The organism is Pseudomonas sp. GCM10022186 (assembly GCF_042656385.1).
Taxonomy (GTDB): domain Bacteria; phylum Pseudomonadota; class Gammaproteobacteria; order Pseudomonadales; family Pseudomonadaceae; genus Metapseudomonas.
Map to the genome: position 1 here is coordinate 220,395 of NZ_JBHSOU010000066.1, position 20,250 is coordinate 240,644.

The following is a 20,250-nucleotide window of genomic DNA, read 5'->3' on the forward strand; positions in this document are numbered from 1 at the left end:
CTGTTGTACATGACGGGCGGAGCCTGTTCGGCGGAACTGCAAGCCGTTGGCAGTGCGGTCAAAGCGAGCCGAAATGTACGGCCGCTGCTCGCATTGAGCAGCGTAGTTCGGGGCCTTGGGGCTGACAAGGAAGGGGGCCGTGGCCCCCGCCGGAGTCCGGCGGGAATCAGCGAGGGCGCTGCAACCTCAACGCGGATACAGCGGAGGCAGCTGGCTCGGCTCGGTTGCCGTCTGCTGCTGCGCCTGGGGCGCGGGCAGAGCGCGGATGGCCTTCCACAGGTCCTCGCCCTGCCACTGCTGGCCGGTTTCGCTGTACAGCGCGCCATTGAGTCCATCCATGGCGTCGGACAGGGGCACGAAGCGGGCGGCCATGTCGGCGAGGGTTTCCGGCTGTTGGCGCGCCCAGTTGTCCAGGGCCTGGCGGGTGGCGTGGGGGTCATTGGATTGGCAGGCGCGGCGCAGGTCGTCCAGCAGCGTGCGTGGGCTCGGCCCGGCCTGGACGGTGGGCAGGATCGCCGGTTGGCGCCGGGCGCGCCACCAGAGGCCGAAGCCCAGCAGCGTGGTGCAGGCGAGCAGGGCGCTGGCCAGCTGCCAGGGCCAGAGCCGGGCCTGGTTGGTGGCAGCGCCGACCGGTGCGCCATCGGCCGGCCTGGTGCTGGCTTCCAGCTCCGGATTGCTTGCCACTTCCAGGCTGCGTGCCGGAATTTCGCTGCGTTCCAGGCGATCGTCGCGGGTGTTCCACCAGACGATGCTCACCGTCGGCAATTCCAGGCGGCCGCTGCTGGTGGGCACCAGGGCCTCGCGCTCTTCCCGGCTGCCGATCAGGCCGCGCTCGTCGATCTTGTTGTCCAGCTGCGGCTGGTCGGGATAGCGCCGCAGGCCGTTGGACCGGGTCGCCGGCAGGGGCGGGATCTGCGTACTGGACAGGCCCTCCACCTGGAGCAGCAGGCTGCGGGTCAGCGAGTCGCCGCTTTGCACCGCCTCGGGGTCGGGGCTCCAGGATTCGGTCAGGGTCAGGTTGCGCGCCGGTAGCCAGGGCGCGTCGGCCGGGTAGTCGGCGGGTTTGGGTTTGACCCTCAGGGGAATGCGCGGCGAATTGACCCGCGTCAGCTTGCCCGGCCTGGGGCCGAAGGGCTGGTAGCCGTTCTGGTTGCCGGGGTCGACCAGGGTCGCGCTGAAGACTTGCGGCGGGATGTTCAGCACGCCGCTCTTCTGCGGGAAGAGGGCGTAGCGCACTTCGATCACGCCGTGGCGCACCCCGTTGATTTCCTTTTCGTAGGTGCGTGGATCGCCCAGTTGCTGGACCACGGCATCATCCATCTGCAACGGGCTGAGGCTGCTGTCGTCGTAGAGCGAGACGGAGTGGTAGATGCGCAGGGTGAGGATGGCCTGGGCCTGCACGTAGACGCTGTCCTGGTCGAGGCTGGCGTCGATGAACACCGGCGCCAGGTTGCCGCTGCCGGACTTTTCCGCCTTCTGCACATGCAGGGTGATGGGGGCGCTGTGCACATCGCCCAGCTTCAGCGCCGGAATGGTGACGAAGCCGATCTGCTTCGGCTGCAGGGTGATGATCCAGCGGGTGGCACGGTCGTTGTGGCCGTTGAAGGTGCCGAGCTGGTTGATCTGACGCGTCCCGAGCACTTCGAACTGCGCATTCAGCGGCGTCAGGTCGGGCTTGCCGAACAAGGTCGGGTCGGAGGACTCGAGGGTCAGCTCGACCGTCTCGCCCTCGCTCAGGCGGGTACGGTCGACGGCGGCGGTGAAACCGGCGGCCTGGGCGGCCAGTGCCAGCAGGCTGAGGAGGAGGGTGCATAGCAGGCGCGTCATCATTGTTCTTCCTGGCGCTGTTGCTGTTCGTACCAGAACTTGCGGCGCAGCAGCTCGGCGGGGTCGTCCGGTATCCGCCGGAGCCATTGCTCCAGGGCCTGGCGACGCTCGTCGCCCAGGGGCTCGGTGCTGGCGGTGCGGGTTTGCGTGGCGTCCCGGGGCGTGGCCTCTTCGGCCGTGCCGCCGGTGCCGGGCTGGGTCGAGCCATTCTGCCCGGCCTCGCCATTGCCCTGTTGCATGGCCTCTTCGCTGGCGTTCTGCTCGCCGGCCCGTTGTTGCGCCGATTTCTGTTCGCCGCCCTCGGCCGACCCTTGCTGGTCGTCGCCGCGCTGATCCGGATCGCCGGCTTGCGCCTCGGCCGCCCGCTGGCGCAGCAGGGCTTCCAGCAGCGCCTTGTTCTTCTTCGCCGCCTCCAGGTCGGGCTGGCGTGCCAGGGCCGAGTCGTAGGCGTCGATGGCCGCTTCCAGCTCACCGGCCCGAGCCAGGGCGTTACCCCGGTTGTAGTGGTCCGCCGCGCTGTCGCCCTGGGCGAAGCGGGCGGCGGCTTCGGCGTAGTCGCCGGCCTGGTAGAGCGCCATGCCCTGCCAGCGCGGGTCGCTGAATTTCCTCGCGGCTTCGGCCGGGCGCTGGGCCTCCAGCAGGCGCTGGCCCTGCTGGTCCGGCCGCAGCCAGAGGTCTTCGAATTCCAGGGCGAGGCTGGGGCGCGGCAGTATCAGCAGCAGCGGCAGGCAGAACAGCCAGCCGCGGCGGCCGGCGCAGGCGGCGATCAGCAGCAGTGGTAGCAATAGCCAGTGGCCCTGGTCGGCCCAGGCGGCCAGGCGGGCGATTTCGCCGCCCTCTCGCAGGGTGCGCGGACCATCGAGCAGGCCAAGGCGGAGGAGGTCGCCTTCGTCCAGCTGGACGCTGGCATAGCGCCCGCCAAGGTCGGCGGTGAAGCGGCGCAGCTGGGCGCTGTCGAGCTTGGGCAGGAGGATGGCGCCCTGGTCGTCCTTGAGGAAGCCGCCGTCTTCCTGGGCGATGGGGGCACCGGCGGCGGTACCGACGCCGAGGATGACCAGGCGTTCGCTGCGCGAGCCGAGGGCCTGGCGGATACCGGCCTGTTCCTGCGCGTCGAGGCCGCTGGTGACCAGCAGCAGGCGCCCCTGGCCCTGGGCACCCTGCTCCAGCAGGCCCAGGGCCTTGGCCACCGCGAGGTCGGCGCGCTGGCCGGTCTGCGGCATGATCGAGGGCTTGAGGGAGTCGATCAGGTTGAGGCTGGTCATCAGGTCATCGGACAGTGGCACCAGGCTGTGGGCGCTGCCGGCATAGACCACTATCGCCGTCTGTGCGTCGCGGCGGGCTTCCAGCAGGTCACGGAGCTTGCGCTTGGCCTGTTCCAGGCGGCTCGGGGCGATATCGGTGGCGAGCATCGAGGGCGTCAGCTCCAGCATCACCACCAGCGGGTCGGCTCGCTTCTGGGTGCTCTGTTCCATCTGCTGCCAACTGGGGCCGAGCAGGGCCAGCAGGCCAAGCAGCCAGGCCAGGCCCAGGGCGAGCAGGGGCAGGCGGGTACCGCGGCGCCTACCGCCGATCAGCAGCCAGGGCTGGAATGCACGGGGCAGCAACTGCTCCCAGCGGCCGCTGCGGCGTTCGCGGTGCCAGAGCTGCCAGAGCAGCCAGCCCAGCAGCGGCAGCAGCAGTAGCCAGGTGGGGCGAAGCCAGTGGGGCCAGAGATCGATCATGGGCGCCTCCGCAGCCATTGTGGACGCTGCTGCAAGGCGTTGGGCCAGAGCACGCGGCACACCAGGACGAGGCTCAGCAGCAGGGCGCCGGCCAGGGGCCAGCTATAGAGGGCGTAGGCCGGACGCGCCTGGCTGGCGCGCTGGGTCACCGGCTCCAGGCTGTCGAGGGTATCCTCGATCGCCGCCAGCTCCTTGCTGCTGCGGGCGCGGAAATAGCGGCCGCCGGTCTGCTCGGCGATGGCGGTGAGGGTGGGTTCGTCCAGGTCCATGCTCGGGTTGAGGCCGAGGATGCCCAGCACGTCGCCTTGCTGCGGGTCGGCGCCGATGCCGATGGTGTAGATCTTCACCTTCTCCTCGGCGGCGAGGCGAGCGGCCGTCAGCGGGTCGATCTCGCCGCCGGTGTTGGCGCCGTCGGTGACCAGCACCAGCACGCGGCTGTTGGCCGGACGCTGGCGCAGGCGTTTCACCGCCAGGCCGATGGCGTCACCGATGGCGGTGTTCTTGCCGGCGATGCCGATCAGCGCCTCGTCCAGCCAGGTGCGCACGGTCTGGCGGTCGAAGGTCAGCGGCGCCTGCACGTAGGCCTGGCTGCCGAAGAGGATCAGGCCGATGCGATCGCCCTGGCGGCCTTCGATGAAGTCGCCCATCAGGTGCTTGACCAGGGTCAGGCGGCTGACGTCCTCGTCTTCCCACTGCATGTCGGCGTAATCCATGGAGCCGGATACATCCACCGCCAGCAGCAGGTCACGGCCGCTGGTGGGCATGGGCTGCGGCTCGCCGACCCACTCCGGCCGCGCGGCGGCGCAGAGCAGCAGCAGCCAGAGCAGGGCGAAGGGGGCCTGCTGGCGCCAGGCCGGCAAGTTGGCACGGGCGCGGCGGCCCACCAGGCCTTCGAGGTCGGCGAGGAAGCTCACGTTCAGGGCCGCCTCGCCGCTGTCCGCCGGCGGTAGCAGCAAGCGCAGCACCCAGGGCAGCGGGACGAGGACGAAGACCCAGGGCCAGGTGAACTCAAACATGCTTGCGAATCCAGGTCTCGACGGACTGGTAGAGGCTGCTGATGGCCTTGTCGTCCAGCTTGCATTGCGGGCGGTAGGCGCCCTCCACCAGGATCATCCAGCGCGTCAGGCCTGCGGCCGGGCAGCGGTTGTCGAGGTAGGCGAGCCAGGCGCGGCCGCTCAGGGTATGGCTCCGGTCGTCGGGGTAGTGCATGCGGCACAGGCGCTTGAGCAGGCCGTTGAGTTCCTGCAGCCAGGGGCCGGCCGGTGCACCGTCGTAGGGTTTGGGCAGGCGCGCCAGTTCCTCGAGGGCGGCCTGGCGCAACGGGTCGAGCGGCTGTTCGGGCTCGGCCGTGACCCGGCCCGTGCGGCGGCGCCAGCCGTACCACGACGCCCAGGCCAGCAGCCCGAGGAGCGGCGGCAGGCACCACCAGCCGGGGGCGGGTGGCCACCAGGCGATGGCCGCCGGGGCGATCAGCGGTTCCAGGCCGTCCAGCGGAGTCATCGTGTGCCGCCCTTGTGCTGCAGGTAGTCGCGCAATTGCTCGATCATGCCCTCCTGGGTGGAGAGCGGCAGCAGCAATACGCCGAGCCGTTGGGCCAGGCGTTCCCAGCGCGCGCTGCGGGCTTCGCCCATCTCGCGGTAGGCCTGGCGCAGGTCGCTGGCGTGGGTGTCCAGCTCCAGCTGCGCACCTTGCTCGGCGAAGCGCAGCAGGCCGGCGGCGGGCAGGGCATGGTCCAGGGGATCGGAGACCGGCAACAGGATCAGGTCGGTGTGGCGGGCCAGCAGGGCGATCTGTTGTTCAGCGGTATCGGAAAGCGTGCGTTCGTCGCAGAGGATCACCACCAGGCTGCCCGGGCGCAGCACCTCGCGGGCGCGGCGCAGGGCCAGGCTGAAGCCTTCCCGATGGGCCGCCACCGGGCTGCCGAGGGCCTGGTTGGCGCGGGCCAGCCGGCTGAGCAGCTGGAGCAGGCTCTGCTTGCTGCGCCGGGGCTTGATCTCGTGGTGGTCCTGGTCGCTGAACACCAGGCCGCCGACGCGGTCGTTGTGGGCCAGAGCGGCCCAGCCGATCAGGCTGGCGGCCTGGGCGGCGAGCACCGACTTGAACACCAGCCCGGTGCCGAAGAACAGCCGCTGACTCTGCTCGACCATGATGAACACCGGCCGTTCGCGCTCCTCGTGGAACAGCTTGGTGTGAGGCTCCTGGGTCCGTGCCGTGACGCGCCAGTCGATGGTGCGCACGTCGTCGCCGGCCTGGTAGACCCGCACCTGGTCGAAGTCCACGCCGCGTCCGCGCAGCTTGGAATGGTGCAGGCCGATCAGCGGGCTGCGCCGGGCCGGGCTGGAGAAGATCTGCACCTCGCGCACCCGGTGGCGCATGTCGATCAGCTCGGCGAGGTCCACATGAACCCCTTCCGCACTGGCCACGGGCGGGGTGGAACCGGGCGTCGCCGGACGGCGTTTCCGGACCCGGAACTTCCAGGCCGCCGCTTTCAGGCGCATCAGGCCACCGCCACCACATCCAGGATGCGCTGGATCACCCGGTCCTGGTCGATGCCGGCGGCTTCCGCCTCGAAGGAGAGGATCAGGCGATGGCGCAGCACGTCGAAGAGCACCGCCTGGATGTCCTCGGGGCTGACGAAGTCGCGGCCGGCCATCCAGGCGTGGGCGCGGGCGCAGCGGTCCAGGGCGATGGAACCGCGGGGGCTGGCGCCCCAGGCCAGCCAGTCGGCCAGCTCGTTGTCGAACTTGGCGGGGGTGCGGGTGGCCATGACCAGGTGCACCAGGTATTCCTCCACGGCTTCGGCCATATAGAGGCCGAGGATTTCCTTGCGCGCGGCGAAGATCGCCTGCTGGCTGACCTGGTGTTCGGCGCGGGTCTCGCCGTGCAGCGCCTCGCCGCGGGCCTGCTGGAGGATCTTGCGCTCCACGGAGGCGTCCGGGTAGCCGATGCGCACGTGCATGAGGAAACGGTCGAGCTGGGCTTCGGGCAGGGGGTAGGTGCCCTCCTGCTCGATGGGGTTCTGGGTCGCCATGACCAGGAACAGCGGCGGCAGGGCGTAGGTGGAGCGCCCGATCGACACCTGGCGCTCGGCCATGGCCTCCAGCAGCGCGGACTGCACCTTGGCCGGCGCGCGATTGATCTCGTCCGCCAGCACCAGGTTGTGGAAGATCGGCCCCTGCTGGAAGACGAAACTGCCGTTCTCCGGACGATAGATCTCGGTGCCGGTGATGTCCGCTGGCAGCAGGTCAGGAGTGAACTGGATGCGATGGAATTGCGCCTCCACCCCGTCCGCCAGGTCCTTGATGGCCTTGGTCTTGGCAAGGCCCGGCGCGCCCTCCACCAGCAGGTGGCCGTCGGCGAGCAGGGCGACCAGCAAGCGGTCGATGAGCTTTTCCTGGCCGAGAATCTGGGTGGATAGGAAGTTTCGCAGGGCGACTAGCGCGTCACGGTGTTCCATCGATGGACTCGTTGAACTATTGAGGAGAGAGCCATAAGCCCTCCGGTGATGGGGCATAACTTTAATCCAGACCAGGGGAAGCGGCCTAGAAGAGCCTGAATCCGGGCATTGGTTCCGTGACGGGGGCAGGGTTTACACGGGGCTTACACAGCGCTTGTGGCAGCGGATTCGTTTGAACTTGGGAAACCACGTCCTTGGGACGTGGTCATGAGTCAGCGGCTCTGCCTGTGACGATTCGAATACCCAGGCTGGCAGGATGAAGCCGATCCGGTAGGGTGCGCCGTGCGCACCGGCGGTTTGACGTGGTGCCGAAGCTGATCCCGGAATCGGTGCGCGCAGCGCACCCTACAAACGAGCCCGCACGCGCGCTCGCCAGCCTGACAGGGCGCTGCTTGAACGAATATGTCGCAGCGCCGTAAGCGCATCGCCTTTCTCCCTCGTTAAGCTTTCGCGGCAATGGTGACCGCCGGGTCGCAGTTGTCCCCCCGGCGTTCGCCCGGAGCGGGGCCACACTGCCCGGAACGACCTGTGGCCCTTTCTCCGCTTATTAGGCGTTCTACGCTTAACCCCAACAAAACGAGCCTAGCGGAGCACAACCATGACGTCCTTCACCGCAGCCAGCAAAGCCGACTTCCAGCACCAACTGCAAGCGGCCCTGGCGCAGCACGTCAGCGAAAAGGCATTGCCACAAGTAGCCCTGTTCGCCGAACAATTCTTCGGCATCATCGCGCTCGACGAACTGACCCAGCGCCGGCTGTCCGACCTGGTCGGTTGCACCCTGTCGTCCTGGCGTCTGGTGGAGCGCTTCGACGCCGCCAACCCGGAAGTCCGGGTGTTCAACCCCGATTACGAGAAGCACGGCTGGCAGTCCACCCACACCGCGGTGGAAGTGCTGCACCCGGACATCCCCTTCCTGGTGGACTCGGTGCGCATGGAGCTGAATCGCCGCGGCTACAGCATCCACACCCTGCAGAACAACGTGATCAGTGTGCGCCGCAACGCCAAGGGCGATCTGGTGGAAGTCCTGCCCAAGGGTACCCAGGGCAAGGACGTGCACCATGAGTCCCTGATGTTCCTGGAGATCGACCGCTGCGCCAACGTCGGCGCCATGAAGACCCTGGAGAAGGCCCTGCTGGAAGTGCTGGGCGATGTCCGCGTGGCCGTGGCCGACTTCAAGCCGATGAAGGCCAAGGCCCAGGAACTGCTGGCCTGGCTGGACAAGGCCAAGCTCAAGGTCGATGTCGAGGAGCTGGCCGAGGTGAAGGTGTTCATGGAGTGGCTGCTGGATGACCACTTCACCTTCCTCGGCTATGAAGAGTTCACCGTGGCCGAAGAGAAGAGCGGCGGCCACATGGTCTACGACGAGAAATCCCTGCTGGGCATTTCCAGGCTGCGCCGTGCCGGGCTGAAGAAGGAAGACCTGCACATCGAGTCGGAGGCCGTGACCTACCTGCGCGAGCCGATGCTGCTGTCCTTCGCCAAGGCCGCCGAGCCGAGCCGTGTGCACCGTCCGGCCTACCCGGACTTCGTGTCGATCCGCGAGCTGGACGCCAAGGGCAAGGTGATCAGGGAGTGCCGCTTCATGGGCCTCTACACCTCCGCCGTGTACGCCGAAAGCGTGGTGCGGATTCCCTACATCCGTCGCAAGGTGGCGGAGATCCAGCGCCGTTCCGGATTCGATGCCAAGGCCCACCTCGGCAAGGAACTGGCCCAGGTCCTGGAAGTGCTGCCGCGCGACGACCTGTTCCAGACCCCGGTGGACGACCTGTTCTCCACGGCCATGGCCATCGTGCAGATGCAGGAACGCAACAAGATCCGCCTGTTCCTGCGCCGCGACCCCTACGGCCGCTTCGCCTATGCCCTGGCCTACGTGCCGCGTGACGTCTATTCCACCGAGACGCGCCTGAAGATCCAGCAGATCCTGATGGAGCGCCTGCAGGCCAGCGACTGCGAATTCTGGACCTTCTTCTCCGAATCGGTGCTGGCGCGCGTGCAGTTCATCCTGCGCCTGGACCCGAAGAACAAGCTGTCAGTCGATATCGCGTTGCTGGAGAAAGAGGTCATCCAGGCCTGCCGCTCCTGGAAGGACGACTATGCCGCCCTGATCAACGAAAGCTTCGGCGAAGGCCAGGGCACCCGCGTGCTGGCCGACTTCCCGAAAGGCTTCCCGGCCGGCTACCGCGAGCGCTTCGCCCCGCACTCGGCGGTGGTGGACATGCAGCATCTGTACAGCCTGTCCGACGAGCGCCCGCTGGTGATGAGCTTCTACCAGCCGCTGGCCCAGGGCGAGCAGCAGCTGCACTGCAAGCTGTACCACGCCGATACCCCGCTGGCCCTGTCCGACGTGCTACCGATCCTGGAAAACCTCGGCCTGCGCGTGCTGGGTGAGTTCCCCTACCGCCTGGTGCGCCAGGACGGCCGCCAGTACTGGATCCACGATTTCGCCTTCACCAGCGCCCTGGGCCAGGAAGTCGACATCCAGCAGCTGAACGACACCCTGCAGGACGCCTTCGTCCACATCGTCGACGGCCATGCCGAGAACGACGCCTTCAACCGCCTGGTGCTGACCGCCGCCATGCCCTGGCGCGACGTCGCCCTGCTGCGCGCCTACGCCCGCTACCTGAAGCAGATCCGCCTGGGCTTCGACCTGTCCTACATCGCCAGCACCCTGCTGAACCACGCCAATATCGCCAAGGAGCTGGTGCGCCTGTTCAAGACCCGCTTCTACCTGGCGCGCAAGCTGGCGGGGGATGACCTGGAAGACAAGCAGCAGAAGCTGGAGCAGGCCATCCTCGGCGAACTGGACAACGTCGCCGTGCTCAACGAAGACCGCATCCTGCGGCGCTACCTGGACCTGATCAAGGCGACCCTGCGCACCAACTTCTACCAGACGGACGCCGCTGGCCAGAGCAAGTCCTACTTCAGCTTCAAGCTGAGCCCGCGCCTGATCCCCGAGATCCCGCGGCCGGTACCCAAGTTCGAGATCTTCGTCTATTGCCCGCGAGTGGAAGGCGTGCACCTGCGCTTCGGCGACGTGGCCCGCGGCGGCCTGCGCTGGTCGGACCGCGAGGAAGACTTCCGCACCGAAGTGCTGGGCCTGGTCAAGGCGCAGCAGGTGAAGAACGCGGTGATCGTGCCCATGGGCGCCAAGGGTGGTTTCATCCCGCGTCGCCTGCCGGTGGGCGGCAGCCGTGACGAGGTCCAGGCCGAGGCCATCGCCTGCTACCGCCTGTTCATTTCGGGCCTGCTGGACGTCACCGACAACCTCAAGGAAGGCAAGGTGGTGCCGCCGGCCAACGTGGTGCGCCACGACCCCGACGATCCCTACCTGGTGGTGGCGGCCGACAAGGGCACCGCGACCTTCTCCGATATCGCCAACGGCATTGCCCAGGAGTACGGCTTCTGGCTGGGCGACGCCTTCGCCTCCGGCGGTTCGGCCGGCTACGACCACAAGGGCATGGGCATCACCGCCAAGGGCGGCTGGGTATCGGTGCAGCGTCACTTCCGTGAGCGCGGCATCGATGTGCAGAAGGACCACTTCACCGTGATCGGCATCGGCGACATGGCCGGCGACGTGTTCGGCAACGGCATGCTGCTGTCGGACAAGCTGCAGCTAGTGGCCGCCTTCAACCACATGCACATCTTCATCGACCCGAATCCGGACGCGGCCTCCAGCTTCCATGAGCGCCAGCGCCTGTTCAACCTGCCGCGCTCTTCCTGGGCCGACTACGACGCCAAGCTGATCTCCGAGGGCGGCGGCATCTTCCTGCGCAGCGCCAAGAGCATCACCATCAGCCCGCAGATGCAGCAGCGCTTCGAGATCGAAGCCGACAAGCTGACCCCCACCGAACTGCTCCATGCCCTGCTGAAAGCGCCGGTGGACCTGCTCTGGAACGGCGGCATCGGCACCTACGTCAAGGCCAGCAGCGAAAGCCACGCCGACGTCGGCGACAAGGCCAACGACGCCCTGCGCGTGGACGGCCGCGAACTGCGCGCCAAGGTGGTGGGCGAGGGCGGCAACCTCGGCATGACCCAGCTGGGCCGTGTGGAGTACTGCCTCAATGGCGGCGCCAGCAACACCGACTTCATCGACAACGCCGGCGGCGTGGACTGCTCGGACCATGAGGTCAACATCAAGATCCTGCTCAACGAGATCGTGGGCGCCGGCGACATGACCGGCAAACAGCGCAACAAGCTGCTCGCCGAGATGACCGACGACGTCGGCAACCTGGTGTTGGGCAACAACTACAAGCAGACCCAGGCGCTGTCCCTGGCGCAACGCCGCGCCCGGGAGAAGATCGGCGAATACAAGCGCCTGATCGCCGCCCTGGAAGCGGCCGGCAAGCTGGACCGTGGCCTGGAGTTCCTGCCGTCCGACGAGGAGCTGAACGAGCGCATCGCCGGCGGCCAGGGCCTGACCCGTCCGGAGCTGTCGGTACTGATCTCCTACAGCAAGATCGATCTCAAGGAATCGCTGCTCAAATCCCTGGTGCCGGACGACGACTACCTCGCCCAGGAGATGGAAACCGCCTTCCCGGCGCGGCTGGCCGAGACTTTCGGCGAGTCCATGCGCCGCCACCGCCTGAAGCGCGAGATCATCAGCACCCAGATCGCCAACGACCTGGTCAACCACATGGGCATCACCTTCGTGCAGCGCCTGAAGGAGTCCACCGGCATGAGCGCGGCCAATGTGGCCGGCGCCTATGTCGTGGTGCGTGACGTATTCCGCCTGCCGCACTGGTGGCAGCAGATCGAGGCACTGGACTACAAGGTGCCGGCCGAACTGCAGCTGACCCTGATGGACGAGCTGATGCGCCTGGGCCGCCGTGCCACCCGCTGGTTCCTGCGCAGCCGCCGCGAAGACCAGAACGCCGCCCGTGACGTGAACCACTTCGGTCCGCGCGTGGAGGCCCTGGCCGGCCGCCTCGACGAGTTGCTGGAGGGCCCGTCTCGCGAGCAGTGGCTGGCGCGCTACCAGTCCTACGTGGAAACCGGCGCGCCGGAAGACCTGGCTCGCGTGGTGGCGGGGACCACCCACCTCTATACGCTGTTGCCGATCATCGAAGCCTCGGACGTCACCGGCAAGGACACCACGGAAGTCGCTACCGCCTATTTCGCCGTCGGCGGTGCGCTGGACCTGTCCTGGTACCTGCAGCAGATCACCAGCCTGCCGGTGGAGAACAACTGGCAGGCCCTGGCGCGGGAGGCCTTCCGCGACGACCTGGACTGGCAACAGCGGGCGATCACCATCTCCGTCCTGCAGATGAACGAAGGCCCGGCGGACATCGAGGAACGCGTGGCCTACTGGCTCGACCAGCACCGTGCCCTGGTGGAGCGCTGGAAGGCCATGCTGGTGGAACTGCGCGCCACCACCACCACCGACTACGCCATGTACGCCGTGGCCAACCGCGAACTCATGGACCTGGCCCAGAGCGGCCAGCACGGGGTGTGCATTCCCTGATGCTTCTGGCCATGTAAGTGTTTAGTGCTCTCAGCCCCGCCTTGTGCGGGGCTTTTTTTGTGATTGCCTGGGGACAACCCGGCTTCCAACCGGGACGCTTTACCTGCCCGCCTTTCTAGCAGCCCGACAAGCGGCGAAATCACCCTGTTGACATCACCTGGGTCCGGGATCAATATCTCGCCATCGCATGCGATTACAGCGTATACGATTAAAGTGAAGATCAGCCACCTCGTGAGGAATTCGCCATGATCCACTTCCCCAATGCTGCCCGCCAATTCGTCGAGTCCGGCATCCCGGGCATCCGTGTGGCTTCCATCTGGAACGAAAACGGCGACGGCTCGGACTTCATCGAATTCAAGGCCGGCGCCGTCTTCCCGAACCACGACCACGAAGGCCCGGAGGAAATCCTCGTGCTGTCCGGCCGCATCCGCTTCGGCGACCTGGTCCTTTCGGCCGGCGACTACATGCGGATCGGCCCGGACGAGCAGCATGACGCCGAAGCCTTGGAGGATTCGGTGTTCTTCCTCGCCCACCTGGGCGGCGCGATCATCAAGGAGTGACGGGCCGGAAGAAGGGAGCAGGCTGAACGCCTGCCCCCTTCTTGCTGCCCATTCCAGCCTCGCTGGTGGATAGAAAAGCGTTATCCACCCTACACGGCTGGCCAGAGCGACGGAGCTGACCAGGTAGGGTGCGCCGTGTGTTCAGCCGGGATACATGGGTAACGCCTGTCGGGGGACATGGGTAACGTGTGGATGGTCATGTTGTCCGCTGCCTCAGGTCGACCTGGCGGATGGTTCGGTGAATGAATACCACCTCGTAGACGCCATCCACCGCGGTGGGACGGATGGCGACCCGCTCCCCATACAACCTGCCGCCGACGAACAGGCTCTTGCCGCGAAACGAGACCTGACCGATACGCCCGACCTTGAGCACCTGATCGCCCGGCTCGTACTCGATCTCCGGCAGCTGCTCCGGGTAGCAGCACCGGCTCGGTTGGTAGCTTCGTCCAGCCACCAGACGTCGTCTTTGCTGCGCATTGGACGTACCAGGCTGCGCAAGCGGCGCACATTGGTGCGCAGGTCATGCAGGGCGTCGTTGTCGGTATCGGCGGCCAGCCGGGCAACGGCATGGCGAAGGGTGACTTCGAGGTGGAGGACCCGGGATACCACTTTGTCAACGAAGGACATGGCGACCCTCATGGGCGGAGCTGACCTGGTTGCGATCGGAGAGGGAGCCGGGTCGTTCAACCTTTCCGCCGAAGGGCTGCCGAGCCGCCTGTCCTGGCCTTCAGCCCCACGGCCTCGTCTTTGCCTGAACTTTTCGCCTCCTGCCATGGCCCTCAGGAAGACAGGGGAGGACAAGCGATGGCCAGACCCGTGGTCTCCGGCTATTTCCTGGCCACCAGCAGATCCAGCACGCCACCGCCTTCCTTGATTTTCTGCAGGATGATCTCGGAGCGGATATCGGTGACCCCGGTCGTCCGGTTCAGGTTGTTGACGATGAAGTCGGAGTACTGCTTCAGGTTGCGCGCCTGCACTCGCAGCACGTAGTTGCTGGCACCGGTGATGACGTAGGCGCTGACCACCTCGGGCCAGGACTGCACCTTCTGGATAAAGGCCTCGTGCCAGTTCTCGTCGTCCTGGCGCATGGAGATGTGCACGATGGCTTCCAGCTCCACTCCCAGCCGCTCGGCGTTGAATACCGCGCGATAGCTTTCGATGACGCCGTTGTCTTCCAGGATGCGCAGCCGCCGCAGGCAGGCGGAAGGGGAGAGCGCGACCTTTTCCGCCAGTTCCTGGTTGCTGATGCGGCCGTTCTGCTGCAGGCAGAGGAGGATACGGATATCGGTGGAGTCGAGTGTCATGGCGTTCGAATAAAATTGCGTAGATTTGTTTGATAGTCGAATCATATTCGAGAAATTGACCATTCGGCACGCTACTTTGCACGAAAATGCGAAAGGGGTTCGTTCATCATATTTCCAGCAGAAACTGGAGAACGAGCATGTCGCGATCCCCTTCGTGGTGGGACGTCAGTCCCTGGATCGACCCGGGCATCCCCACCTGGCCCGGCGATACGCCTTACACCGAAGAGGCGGTCTGGCGCATGGGGCCGGACTGCCCGGTGAATGTCGGTCGCATCAGCCTGTCGCCGCACACCGGTGCCCACGCGGATGCGCCCCGGCATTACGACCCGGCCGGCGCAGCCATCGGCGCGGTGTCCCTGGAGCCTTACCTGGGGCCCTGCCGGGTCATCCATTGCATGGACGGCGGGCCGCTGGTACGTCCGCAGGATATCGTCGCGTCGCTGCGGGACGTTCCGCCACGGGTGCTGCTGCGCGCCTGCCGGCAGGCCGCCCAACGTCACTGGGATGAGCGCTTCCGCGCCGTGCAGGCCGAGGCCATCGAGCTGCTTGGCGCTCACGGCGTGCGCCTGATCGGCATCGATACCCCTTCGCTCGACCCGCAACAGTCGAAAACCATGGATGCCCATCGGGCCGTCGCCCGGCATGGCATGGCCATTCTCGAAGGCCTGGTGCTCGATGAGGTTCCTGCCGGCGACTACGAACTGATCGCCCTCCCACTCAAGTTCACTCACCTCGATGCCAGCCCGGTCCGCGCGGTGCTGCGTCCCCTTTCGAACCAGGAAAGACCATGACAACGAAAGACCACTGCCTGGCGCTCGACGCCCAGGACCCCCTTGCCCATTTGCGTGCGGATTTCGCCCTGCCCGAGGGGGTGATCTACCTGGATGGCAACTCGCTGGGTGCACGCCCGGTCGCCGCGCTGGAGCGTGCCCGTGAAGTGGTGGGGCTGGAGTGGGGCGAAGGCCTCATCCGCAGCTGGAACGCCGCAGGCTGGCGCGCCCTGTCCGAGCGCCTGGGCAACAAGCTGGCGCGGCTGATCGGCGCCGACGAGGATGAAGTGGTGGTCACCGACACCACCTCGATCAACCTGTTCAAGGTGCTGGTGGCGGCGCTGCGCATCCAGGCCATGCGCGACCCCGCGCGCAAGGTGATCGTCTCCGAGGCGAGCAACTTCCCCACCGACCTCTACATGGCCGAGGGTCTCGCCGACATGCTCCAGCAGGGCTATTCCCTGCGCCTGGTGCAAAGCCCCGAGGAGCTTCCCGAAGCCATCGGCACGGACACGGCCGTGGTGATGATCACCCACGTCAACTACAAGACCGGCTATCAGCACGACATGGCCGGCCTGACCGCCCTGGCCCACGAGTGCGGCGCGCTGGCCATCTGGGACCTCGCCCATTCGGCGGGCGCGGTGCCGGTGGACCTGAAGGCGGCGAACGCCGACTACGCCATCGGCTGCACCTACAAGTACCTCAACGGCGGTCCGGGCTCTCCGGCCTTCGTCTGGGTATCGCCGGCGCTGCGCGACCAGGTCTGGCAGCCGCTGTCCGGCTGGTGGGGCCACGCCCGCCAGTTCGGCATGGAGTCCCGTTACGAGCCGGCGCCGGGTATCGGCCGCTACCTCTGCGGCACCCAGCCGATTACCTCCATGGCGCTGGTGGAATGTGGCCTGGATATCTTCGCCAGGACCGATATGCAGGCCTTGCGGCGCAAGTCCCTGGCGCTGACCGACCTGTTCATCGAACTGGTCCGGCAACGCTGCGCCGCCCACCCGCTGACCCTGGTGACGCCGCTGGAGCATGCCCGTCGTGGCAGCCACGTCAGCTTCGAACATCCGGAGGGCTATGCCGTGATCCAGGCGCTGATCGAGCGCGGCGTGATCGGCGACTACCGCGAGCCGCGGATCATGCGCTTCGGCTTCACCCCGCTCTACACCAGCTTCAGCGACGTCTGGCAGGCGGTCGAGACACTCGGCGAGATTCTCGATTCCGGAACCTGGCAGCAGGAGCGCTTCCGGGTTCGAAACCGGGTGACCTGAGGATCCGACCGCAACTCGAAGGCGCCTCGAAAGGGGCGCCAAGCAATGACGTGCCACACCTAAAACAAGAAAGGAAAACCCTGTGAAACTGAATCTGTCTTCAGTGTGCCCGCTGCTGTTCGTTGGCGCCGCCAGCCCTGTTCTCATGGCCGGGGAGGGGCCTGCCGAGGGCTTTCTCTCCGCTGGCACCCTGACGCTGAACCAGCGCAACTTCTATTTCCACCGCAACCTGCTCAACAATCCGGGCGGGCAGAATTACAGGGAAGAATGGGCCCACGGCTTCATGCTCGACTTCGTCTCGGGCTATACGCCCGGGCCGGTCAGGTTCGGTGTGGATGCCTATGCCCAGCTGGGCCTGAAGCTGGATAGCGGCCGTGGTCGATCGGGCACCAATCTGATGCCGGTCGATTCGGATGGCCGCGCCGAGGACGATTTCTCCGAGGCGGGCGCGGCGATCAAGGCCAAGGTGTCGGAAACCGAGTTGAAGTACGGCAGCCTGACGCCGATGAATCCCGTGTTCGGCACCGGGAACGCGCGCCTGTTCACCTCGACCGCGACGGGTTTCCAGCTGACCAGCCAGGAAATCGATGACCTGACGCTCGATGCCGGCCACTTCACCGCCGGCAGCGCGGGTTCTTCCACCAGCGCCGACGGCCCGCTCACCGCGCTTTACACCTATGGCGTCGAGACCCGCGCAGCGGACTACGTCGGTGCCGCCTATGCCGCCGAGAACGGCACCAACCTCGCCCTCTACGCGTCGCGTTTCGAGGATGTCTGGAAGCAGTACTACGCCAACCTGGGGCACACCTTCACCCTGAGCCGGCAGGATAGGTTGGGCTTCGACCTCAACCTCTACCGCACCACGGATGAGGGCGGGCAGAAGGCCGGCGAGATCGACAACACCACCTGGTCGCTGTCCAGCCGCTACAGCCACGGCCCGCACAGCCTGACCCTGGCCTACCAGCGGGTGAATGGTGACGAGCCCTTCGACTACCTGGGCTTCGGCTTCGAGCCCGGCACCTCGATCTGGCTGGCCAACTCGGTGCAGGTGGTCGACTTCAACGCCCCCAACGAGCGCTCCTGGCAACTGCGCTACGACCTGGACATGGCGGCCTTTGGCGTGCCGGGCCTGAGCTTCATGGGCCGTTATGTCAGCGGCGACCATATCGACGACAGCCACTATGACGGTGGCCCGAACGGCGGCCAGGGCGCCTATGGCAACTACGGAACCGGTGGCAAGCGCTGGGAGCGCGATATCGAGCTGCGCTACGTGGTCCAGGGCGGCCCCGCCAAGGACCTCTCCGTGCGCCTGCGCCAGGCGACCCTGCGTTCGTCCGCCCAGGTGGCCGCGATCGACACGGCGGACAACGACGAGATCCGCGTCATCCTCGATTACCCCTTGAGCCTGCTGTAGCCCGGCGGCACGCGTCTTCCTTCGATAAACACAAGACTCCGAGAGACGAAATGAACGAATCCAACGGTTTCCAGGCGATCGCCGGGCGCGAGAAGGGGCTGCGGCAGCAGCTGACCAGCGCCCAGATGAGCATGATCGCGATCGGCGGTGCCATCGGCACCGGCCTCTTCATGGGCAGCACCTTCGCCATCGGCTTCGCCGGCCCCGGCGTGCTGGTCAGCTATGCCATCGGCGCCCTGATCACCCTGTTGCTGATGGGCTGCCTGGCGGAAATGACGGTCGCCCACCCGACGTCGGGCTCCTTCGGTGCCTACGCCGAGTTCTATATCAGCCCGCTGGCGGGCTTCCTGGTGCGCTACGCCTACTGGGCCTGCATCGTGCTGGCCGTCGGCACCGAGGTGACGGCGATCGCCAAGTACATGAAGTTCTGGTTCCCGCAGGTGGCGGAGTGGGTGTGGATTCTCTCGTTCTCCGCGGCCCTGGTGCTGATCAACGCGACCAGCGTGAAGGCCTTCGGCAACTTCGAGTACTGGTTCTCCGCGATCAAGATCACCGCGATCGTCGGTTTCATCCTGCTGGGGGCCTATGTGGTGTTCGGCAGCGGCGTCGCCGGGTACGGCCTGCACAACTACACGGCCAACGGCGGCTTCCTGCCCAATGGCCTGGAAGGCATGTGGGTGGCGGTGATCATCGCCATCTTCAGCTACCTGTCGGTGGAGATGATCGCGGTGGCCGCCGGCGAAGCGGAGGACCCGCAACGCGCGGTCAAGCAGGCCTTCCGCGCGACGCTGATCCGGCTGGTGGTGTTCTACCTGCTGACCCTGGCGCTGATCCTGGCGATCGTGCCCTGGAACCAGGCGGGGCAGGGCGCCCAGAGCCCGTTCGTCACGGTGATGGAGGAGATCGGCATCCCGGGGGCCACCGGCCTGCTCAACTTCGTGATCCTGATCGCCGCCGTTTCCGCGATGAACAGCCAGCTCTACACCACCACCCGCATGATGTTCAGCCTCTCCCGCGCCGGCCATGCGCCCAGGTCCATGGGCCGACTCACGCACAGCGGCGTACCGCTGAACGCGCTGCTGCTGTCATCCGTGGGCATTGCCCTGGCGACCGTGGTGAGCCTGGTCTATCCGGAGCAGTCCTTCACCCTGATGATGGCCATCTCCATGTTCGGGGCGCTGTTCACCTGGATGATGATCTTCCTGACCCACTACTGCTTTCGGCGCTATCACCAGCGCAATGGCGGCATCGAGCTGTCCTTCCGCATGCGCCTGTTCCCCTGGAGCACCCTGCTGGGGCTGGTGCTGATGGCGACCATCCTGGTGACCACGGCCTTCACCGAGGTGTTCCGGATGACGCTGGTGTTCGGCGCGCCCTTCCTCCTGGTGCTGGTGCTGGCCTATCGCTTCGGCCTGCGCAAGGGTTCGAAGCCCGTGCAGGCGGTGCTGGAGCCTTCGTCGCGCTGAGGGGGCGGGTCCCGGGAAAAGCCATGGCCAGCAATGCGGCCATGGCTTTTTTACTGGTGGCGGGGGCCTCAGGCCAGCGCCTGCAGATACCTCACCACATCCGCCGCGCCGGCCAGGCGCAGGCCTTCGCCCAGGGCGGTGGCTTCGGCGTGCTTCTTTGGCAGGAGGATGAATTCCGGGGCGCCGGCCTGGCGCAGGAAAGTCAGGCGCGAATAGGGAATGCCGCCGTCCAGCAGCAGGCCCATGAAGGCCGGGTTGCTCCAGGCCTGAACCGGCATGGCCAGGACGTGGTAACGGTCGTGCAGCAGGCCCAGCCCGTCGGGATCGAGGCGGTACTCGGTGATGTCGGCGGGGAGCGTGGCTTCCAGTTCGCGCAGGCGTGCATAGGCGATGGAGGCCGCGAAGGCTTCCACGTGCTGGTCGCCGTTCCAGAACAGCCGTTTGCCGTGCCAGTCGGCCCGGCACAGGCTGATGGGCTCGCCGGCGAGGAAACGCGGCAGTGGCAGGCTGATGGCCTTGATGAAGTCCTTGTAGCTGATGATCCGCACCTTGCGGCTATGCAGTCCGGCCAGGTATTCCTCGAAGCAGGGGGAGGGGAGAGGTTCGTGGTCGCTGCCGCAGAAGCCGTCCACCTGGCGCAGGTCGAAGCTGGCAAGCTGCTGTTCGCTGCGCTTCACCACGCCCACCAGTACCGCGTGGGCTTCAGCCTTGTCTTCCTGCACCGGGCCGGACAATGCACTGCGCGGCAGCTCCACCAGGCGCTGCAGGGGCGGGCCCGCCTGCCACCAGATGGTGTTCTGGAACGGCGGCAAGGGCTGGAAGGGAAGGCTTATCTGGCTGGCCTGCTCCAGTATCCGCCGCGGCGACTTGCCGATGCCGAATCGCTGGGCGATTGCAGCCAGGCGGGCGCTCAAGGGGGGTGACTGCATCTGACTCATGGCCTGAATACTCCCGGGGCACGAGGGGCAGTGTGGCAGAGGGCTGCCGGCCGCGCACGCCGGG

Annotated in this window: 15 protein-coding genes; 6 read left to right on the top strand and 9 right to left on the bottom strand. The window is 66.7% G+C overall.

Going from position 1 to position 20,250, the window contains the following annotated elements:
- Nucleotides 1-186 precede the first annotated feature (186 nt).
- From ACFPU0_RS24260 to ACFPU0_RS24285, 6 genes are all read right to left on the bottom strand, one after another.
- Nucleotides 187-1,827 (bottom strand): BatD family protein, encoded by a 1,641-nt coding sequence (locus tag ACFPU0_RS24260; protein ID WP_377695839.1) that lies wholly within the window; start codon nucleotides 1,825-1,827, stop codon nucleotides 187-189.
- Nucleotides 1,827-3,548, bottom strand: coding sequence for a VWA domain-containing protein (locus tag ACFPU0_RS24265; protein WP_377695840.1), 1,722 nt, complete (start codon nucleotides 3,546-3,548; stop codon nucleotides 1,827-1,829). The genes ACFPU0_RS24260 and ACFPU0_RS24265 overlap by 1 nt, the downstream gene beginning before the upstream one ends.
- On the bottom strand, nucleotides 3,545-4,564 hold the full coding sequence (locus tag ACFPU0_RS24270; protein ID WP_377695841.1) for a vWA domain-containing protein: 1,020 nt from the start codon (nucleotides 4,562-4,564) through the stop codon (nucleotides 3,545-3,547). The genes ACFPU0_RS24265 and ACFPU0_RS24270 overlap by 4 nt, the downstream gene beginning before the upstream one ends.
- Nucleotides 4,557-5,048: a DUF4381 domain-containing protein gene (locus ACFPU0_RS24275; protein ID WP_377695842.1), complete on the bottom strand. Its 492-nt coding sequence runs from the start codon at nucleotides 5,046-5,048 to the stop codon at nucleotides 4,557-4,559. Before ACFPU0_RS24275 ends, ACFPU0_RS24270 begins: the two co-directional genes overlap by 8 nt.
- Nucleotides 5,045-5,923 (bottom strand): DUF58 domain-containing protein, encoded by an 879-nt coding sequence (locus ACFPU0_RS24280; protein ID WP_377695934.1) that lies wholly within the window; start codon nucleotides 5,921-5,923, stop codon nucleotides 5,045-5,047. The genes ACFPU0_RS24275 and ACFPU0_RS24280 overlap by 4 nt, the downstream gene beginning before the upstream one ends.
- A gap of 122 nt (nucleotides 5,924-6,045) precedes the next feature.
- Nucleotides 6,046-7,005: an AAA family ATPase gene (locus ACFPU0_RS24285; RefSeq protein ID WP_377695843.1), complete on the bottom strand. Its 960-nt coding sequence runs from the start codon at nucleotides 7,003-7,005 to the stop codon at nucleotides 6,046-6,048.
- Nucleotides 7,006-7,603: 598 nt separating this feature from the next.
- Between ACFPU0_RS24285 and ACFPU0_RS24290 the strand changes: the two genes are divergently transcribed.
- Entirely contained in the window at nucleotides 7,604-12,466 is a 4,863-nt protein-coding gene (locus ACFPU0_RS24290) for an NAD-glutamate dehydrogenase (RefSeq protein ID WP_377695844.1), read from the top strand.
- A 245-nt stretch (nucleotides 12,467-12,711) separates the two neighbouring features.
- Nucleotides 12,712-13,026 carry a cupin domain-containing protein gene (locus ACFPU0_RS24295; protein WP_377695845.1) on the top strand — a complete coding sequence of 105 codons (315 nt, stop codon included), beginning with the start codon at nucleotides 12,712-12,714 and terminating at the stop codon, nucleotides 13,024-13,026.
- Nucleotides 13,027-13,222: 196 nt separating this feature from the next.
- Here the strand turns inward: ACFPU0_RS24295 and ACFPU0_RS24300 are convergent, their stop codons facing one another.
- A complete protein-coding gene (locus ACFPU0_RS24300) occupies nucleotides 13,223-13,480 on the bottom strand; it encodes a hypothetical protein (protein WP_377695846.1) in 258 nt (85 codons plus the stop codon).
- 373 nt (nucleotides 13,481-13,853) lie between these two features.
- Nucleotides 13,854-14,330, bottom strand: a complete 477-nt coding sequence (locus tag ACFPU0_RS24305) for an Lrp/AsnC family transcriptional regulator (RefSeq protein WP_377695847.1) — start codon at nucleotides 14,328-14,330, stop codon at nucleotides 13,854-13,856.
- 137 nt (nucleotides 14,331-14,467) lie between these two features.
- Here ACFPU0_RS24305 and kynB point away from each other — a divergent pair, with 137 nt between their 5' ends.
- From kynB to ACFPU0_RS24325, 4 genes are all read left to right on the top strand, one after another.
- Entirely contained in the window at nucleotides 14,468-15,121 is a 654-nt protein-coding gene (gene kynB / locus ACFPU0_RS24310; RefSeq protein ID WP_377695848.1) for an arylformamidase, read from the top strand.
- Nucleotides 15,118-16,368, top strand: coding sequence for a kynureninase (kynU, locus tag ACFPU0_RS24315; protein ID WP_377695849.1), 1,251 nt, complete (start codon nucleotides 15,118-15,120; stop codon nucleotides 16,366-16,368). Before kynB ends, kynU begins: the two co-directional genes overlap by 4 nt.
- Nucleotides 16,369-16,450: 82 nt before the next feature.
- Nucleotides 16,451-17,782, top strand: a complete 1,332-nt coding sequence (locus ACFPU0_RS24320) for an OprD family porin (protein ID WP_377695850.1) — start codon at nucleotides 16,451-16,453, stop codon at nucleotides 17,780-17,782.
- Between the two features lie 50 nt (nucleotides 17,783-17,832).
- Complete coding sequence (locus ACFPU0_RS24325) at nucleotides 17,833-19,248, top strand: amino acid permease (protein ID WP_377695851.1); 1,416 nt, start codon at nucleotides 17,833-17,835, stop codon at nucleotides 19,246-19,248.
- Between the two features lie 68 nt (nucleotides 19,249-19,316).
- On the opposite strand, the gene ACFPU0_RS24330 is transcribed toward ACFPU0_RS24325, so the two are convergent.
- Nucleotides 19,317-20,186: a DUF6685 family protein gene (locus tag ACFPU0_RS24330; RefSeq protein WP_377695852.1), complete on the bottom strand. Its 870-nt coding sequence runs from the start codon at nucleotides 20,184-20,186 to the stop codon at nucleotides 19,317-19,319.
- Between the last annotated feature and the right edge of the window lie 64 nt (nucleotides 20,187-20,250).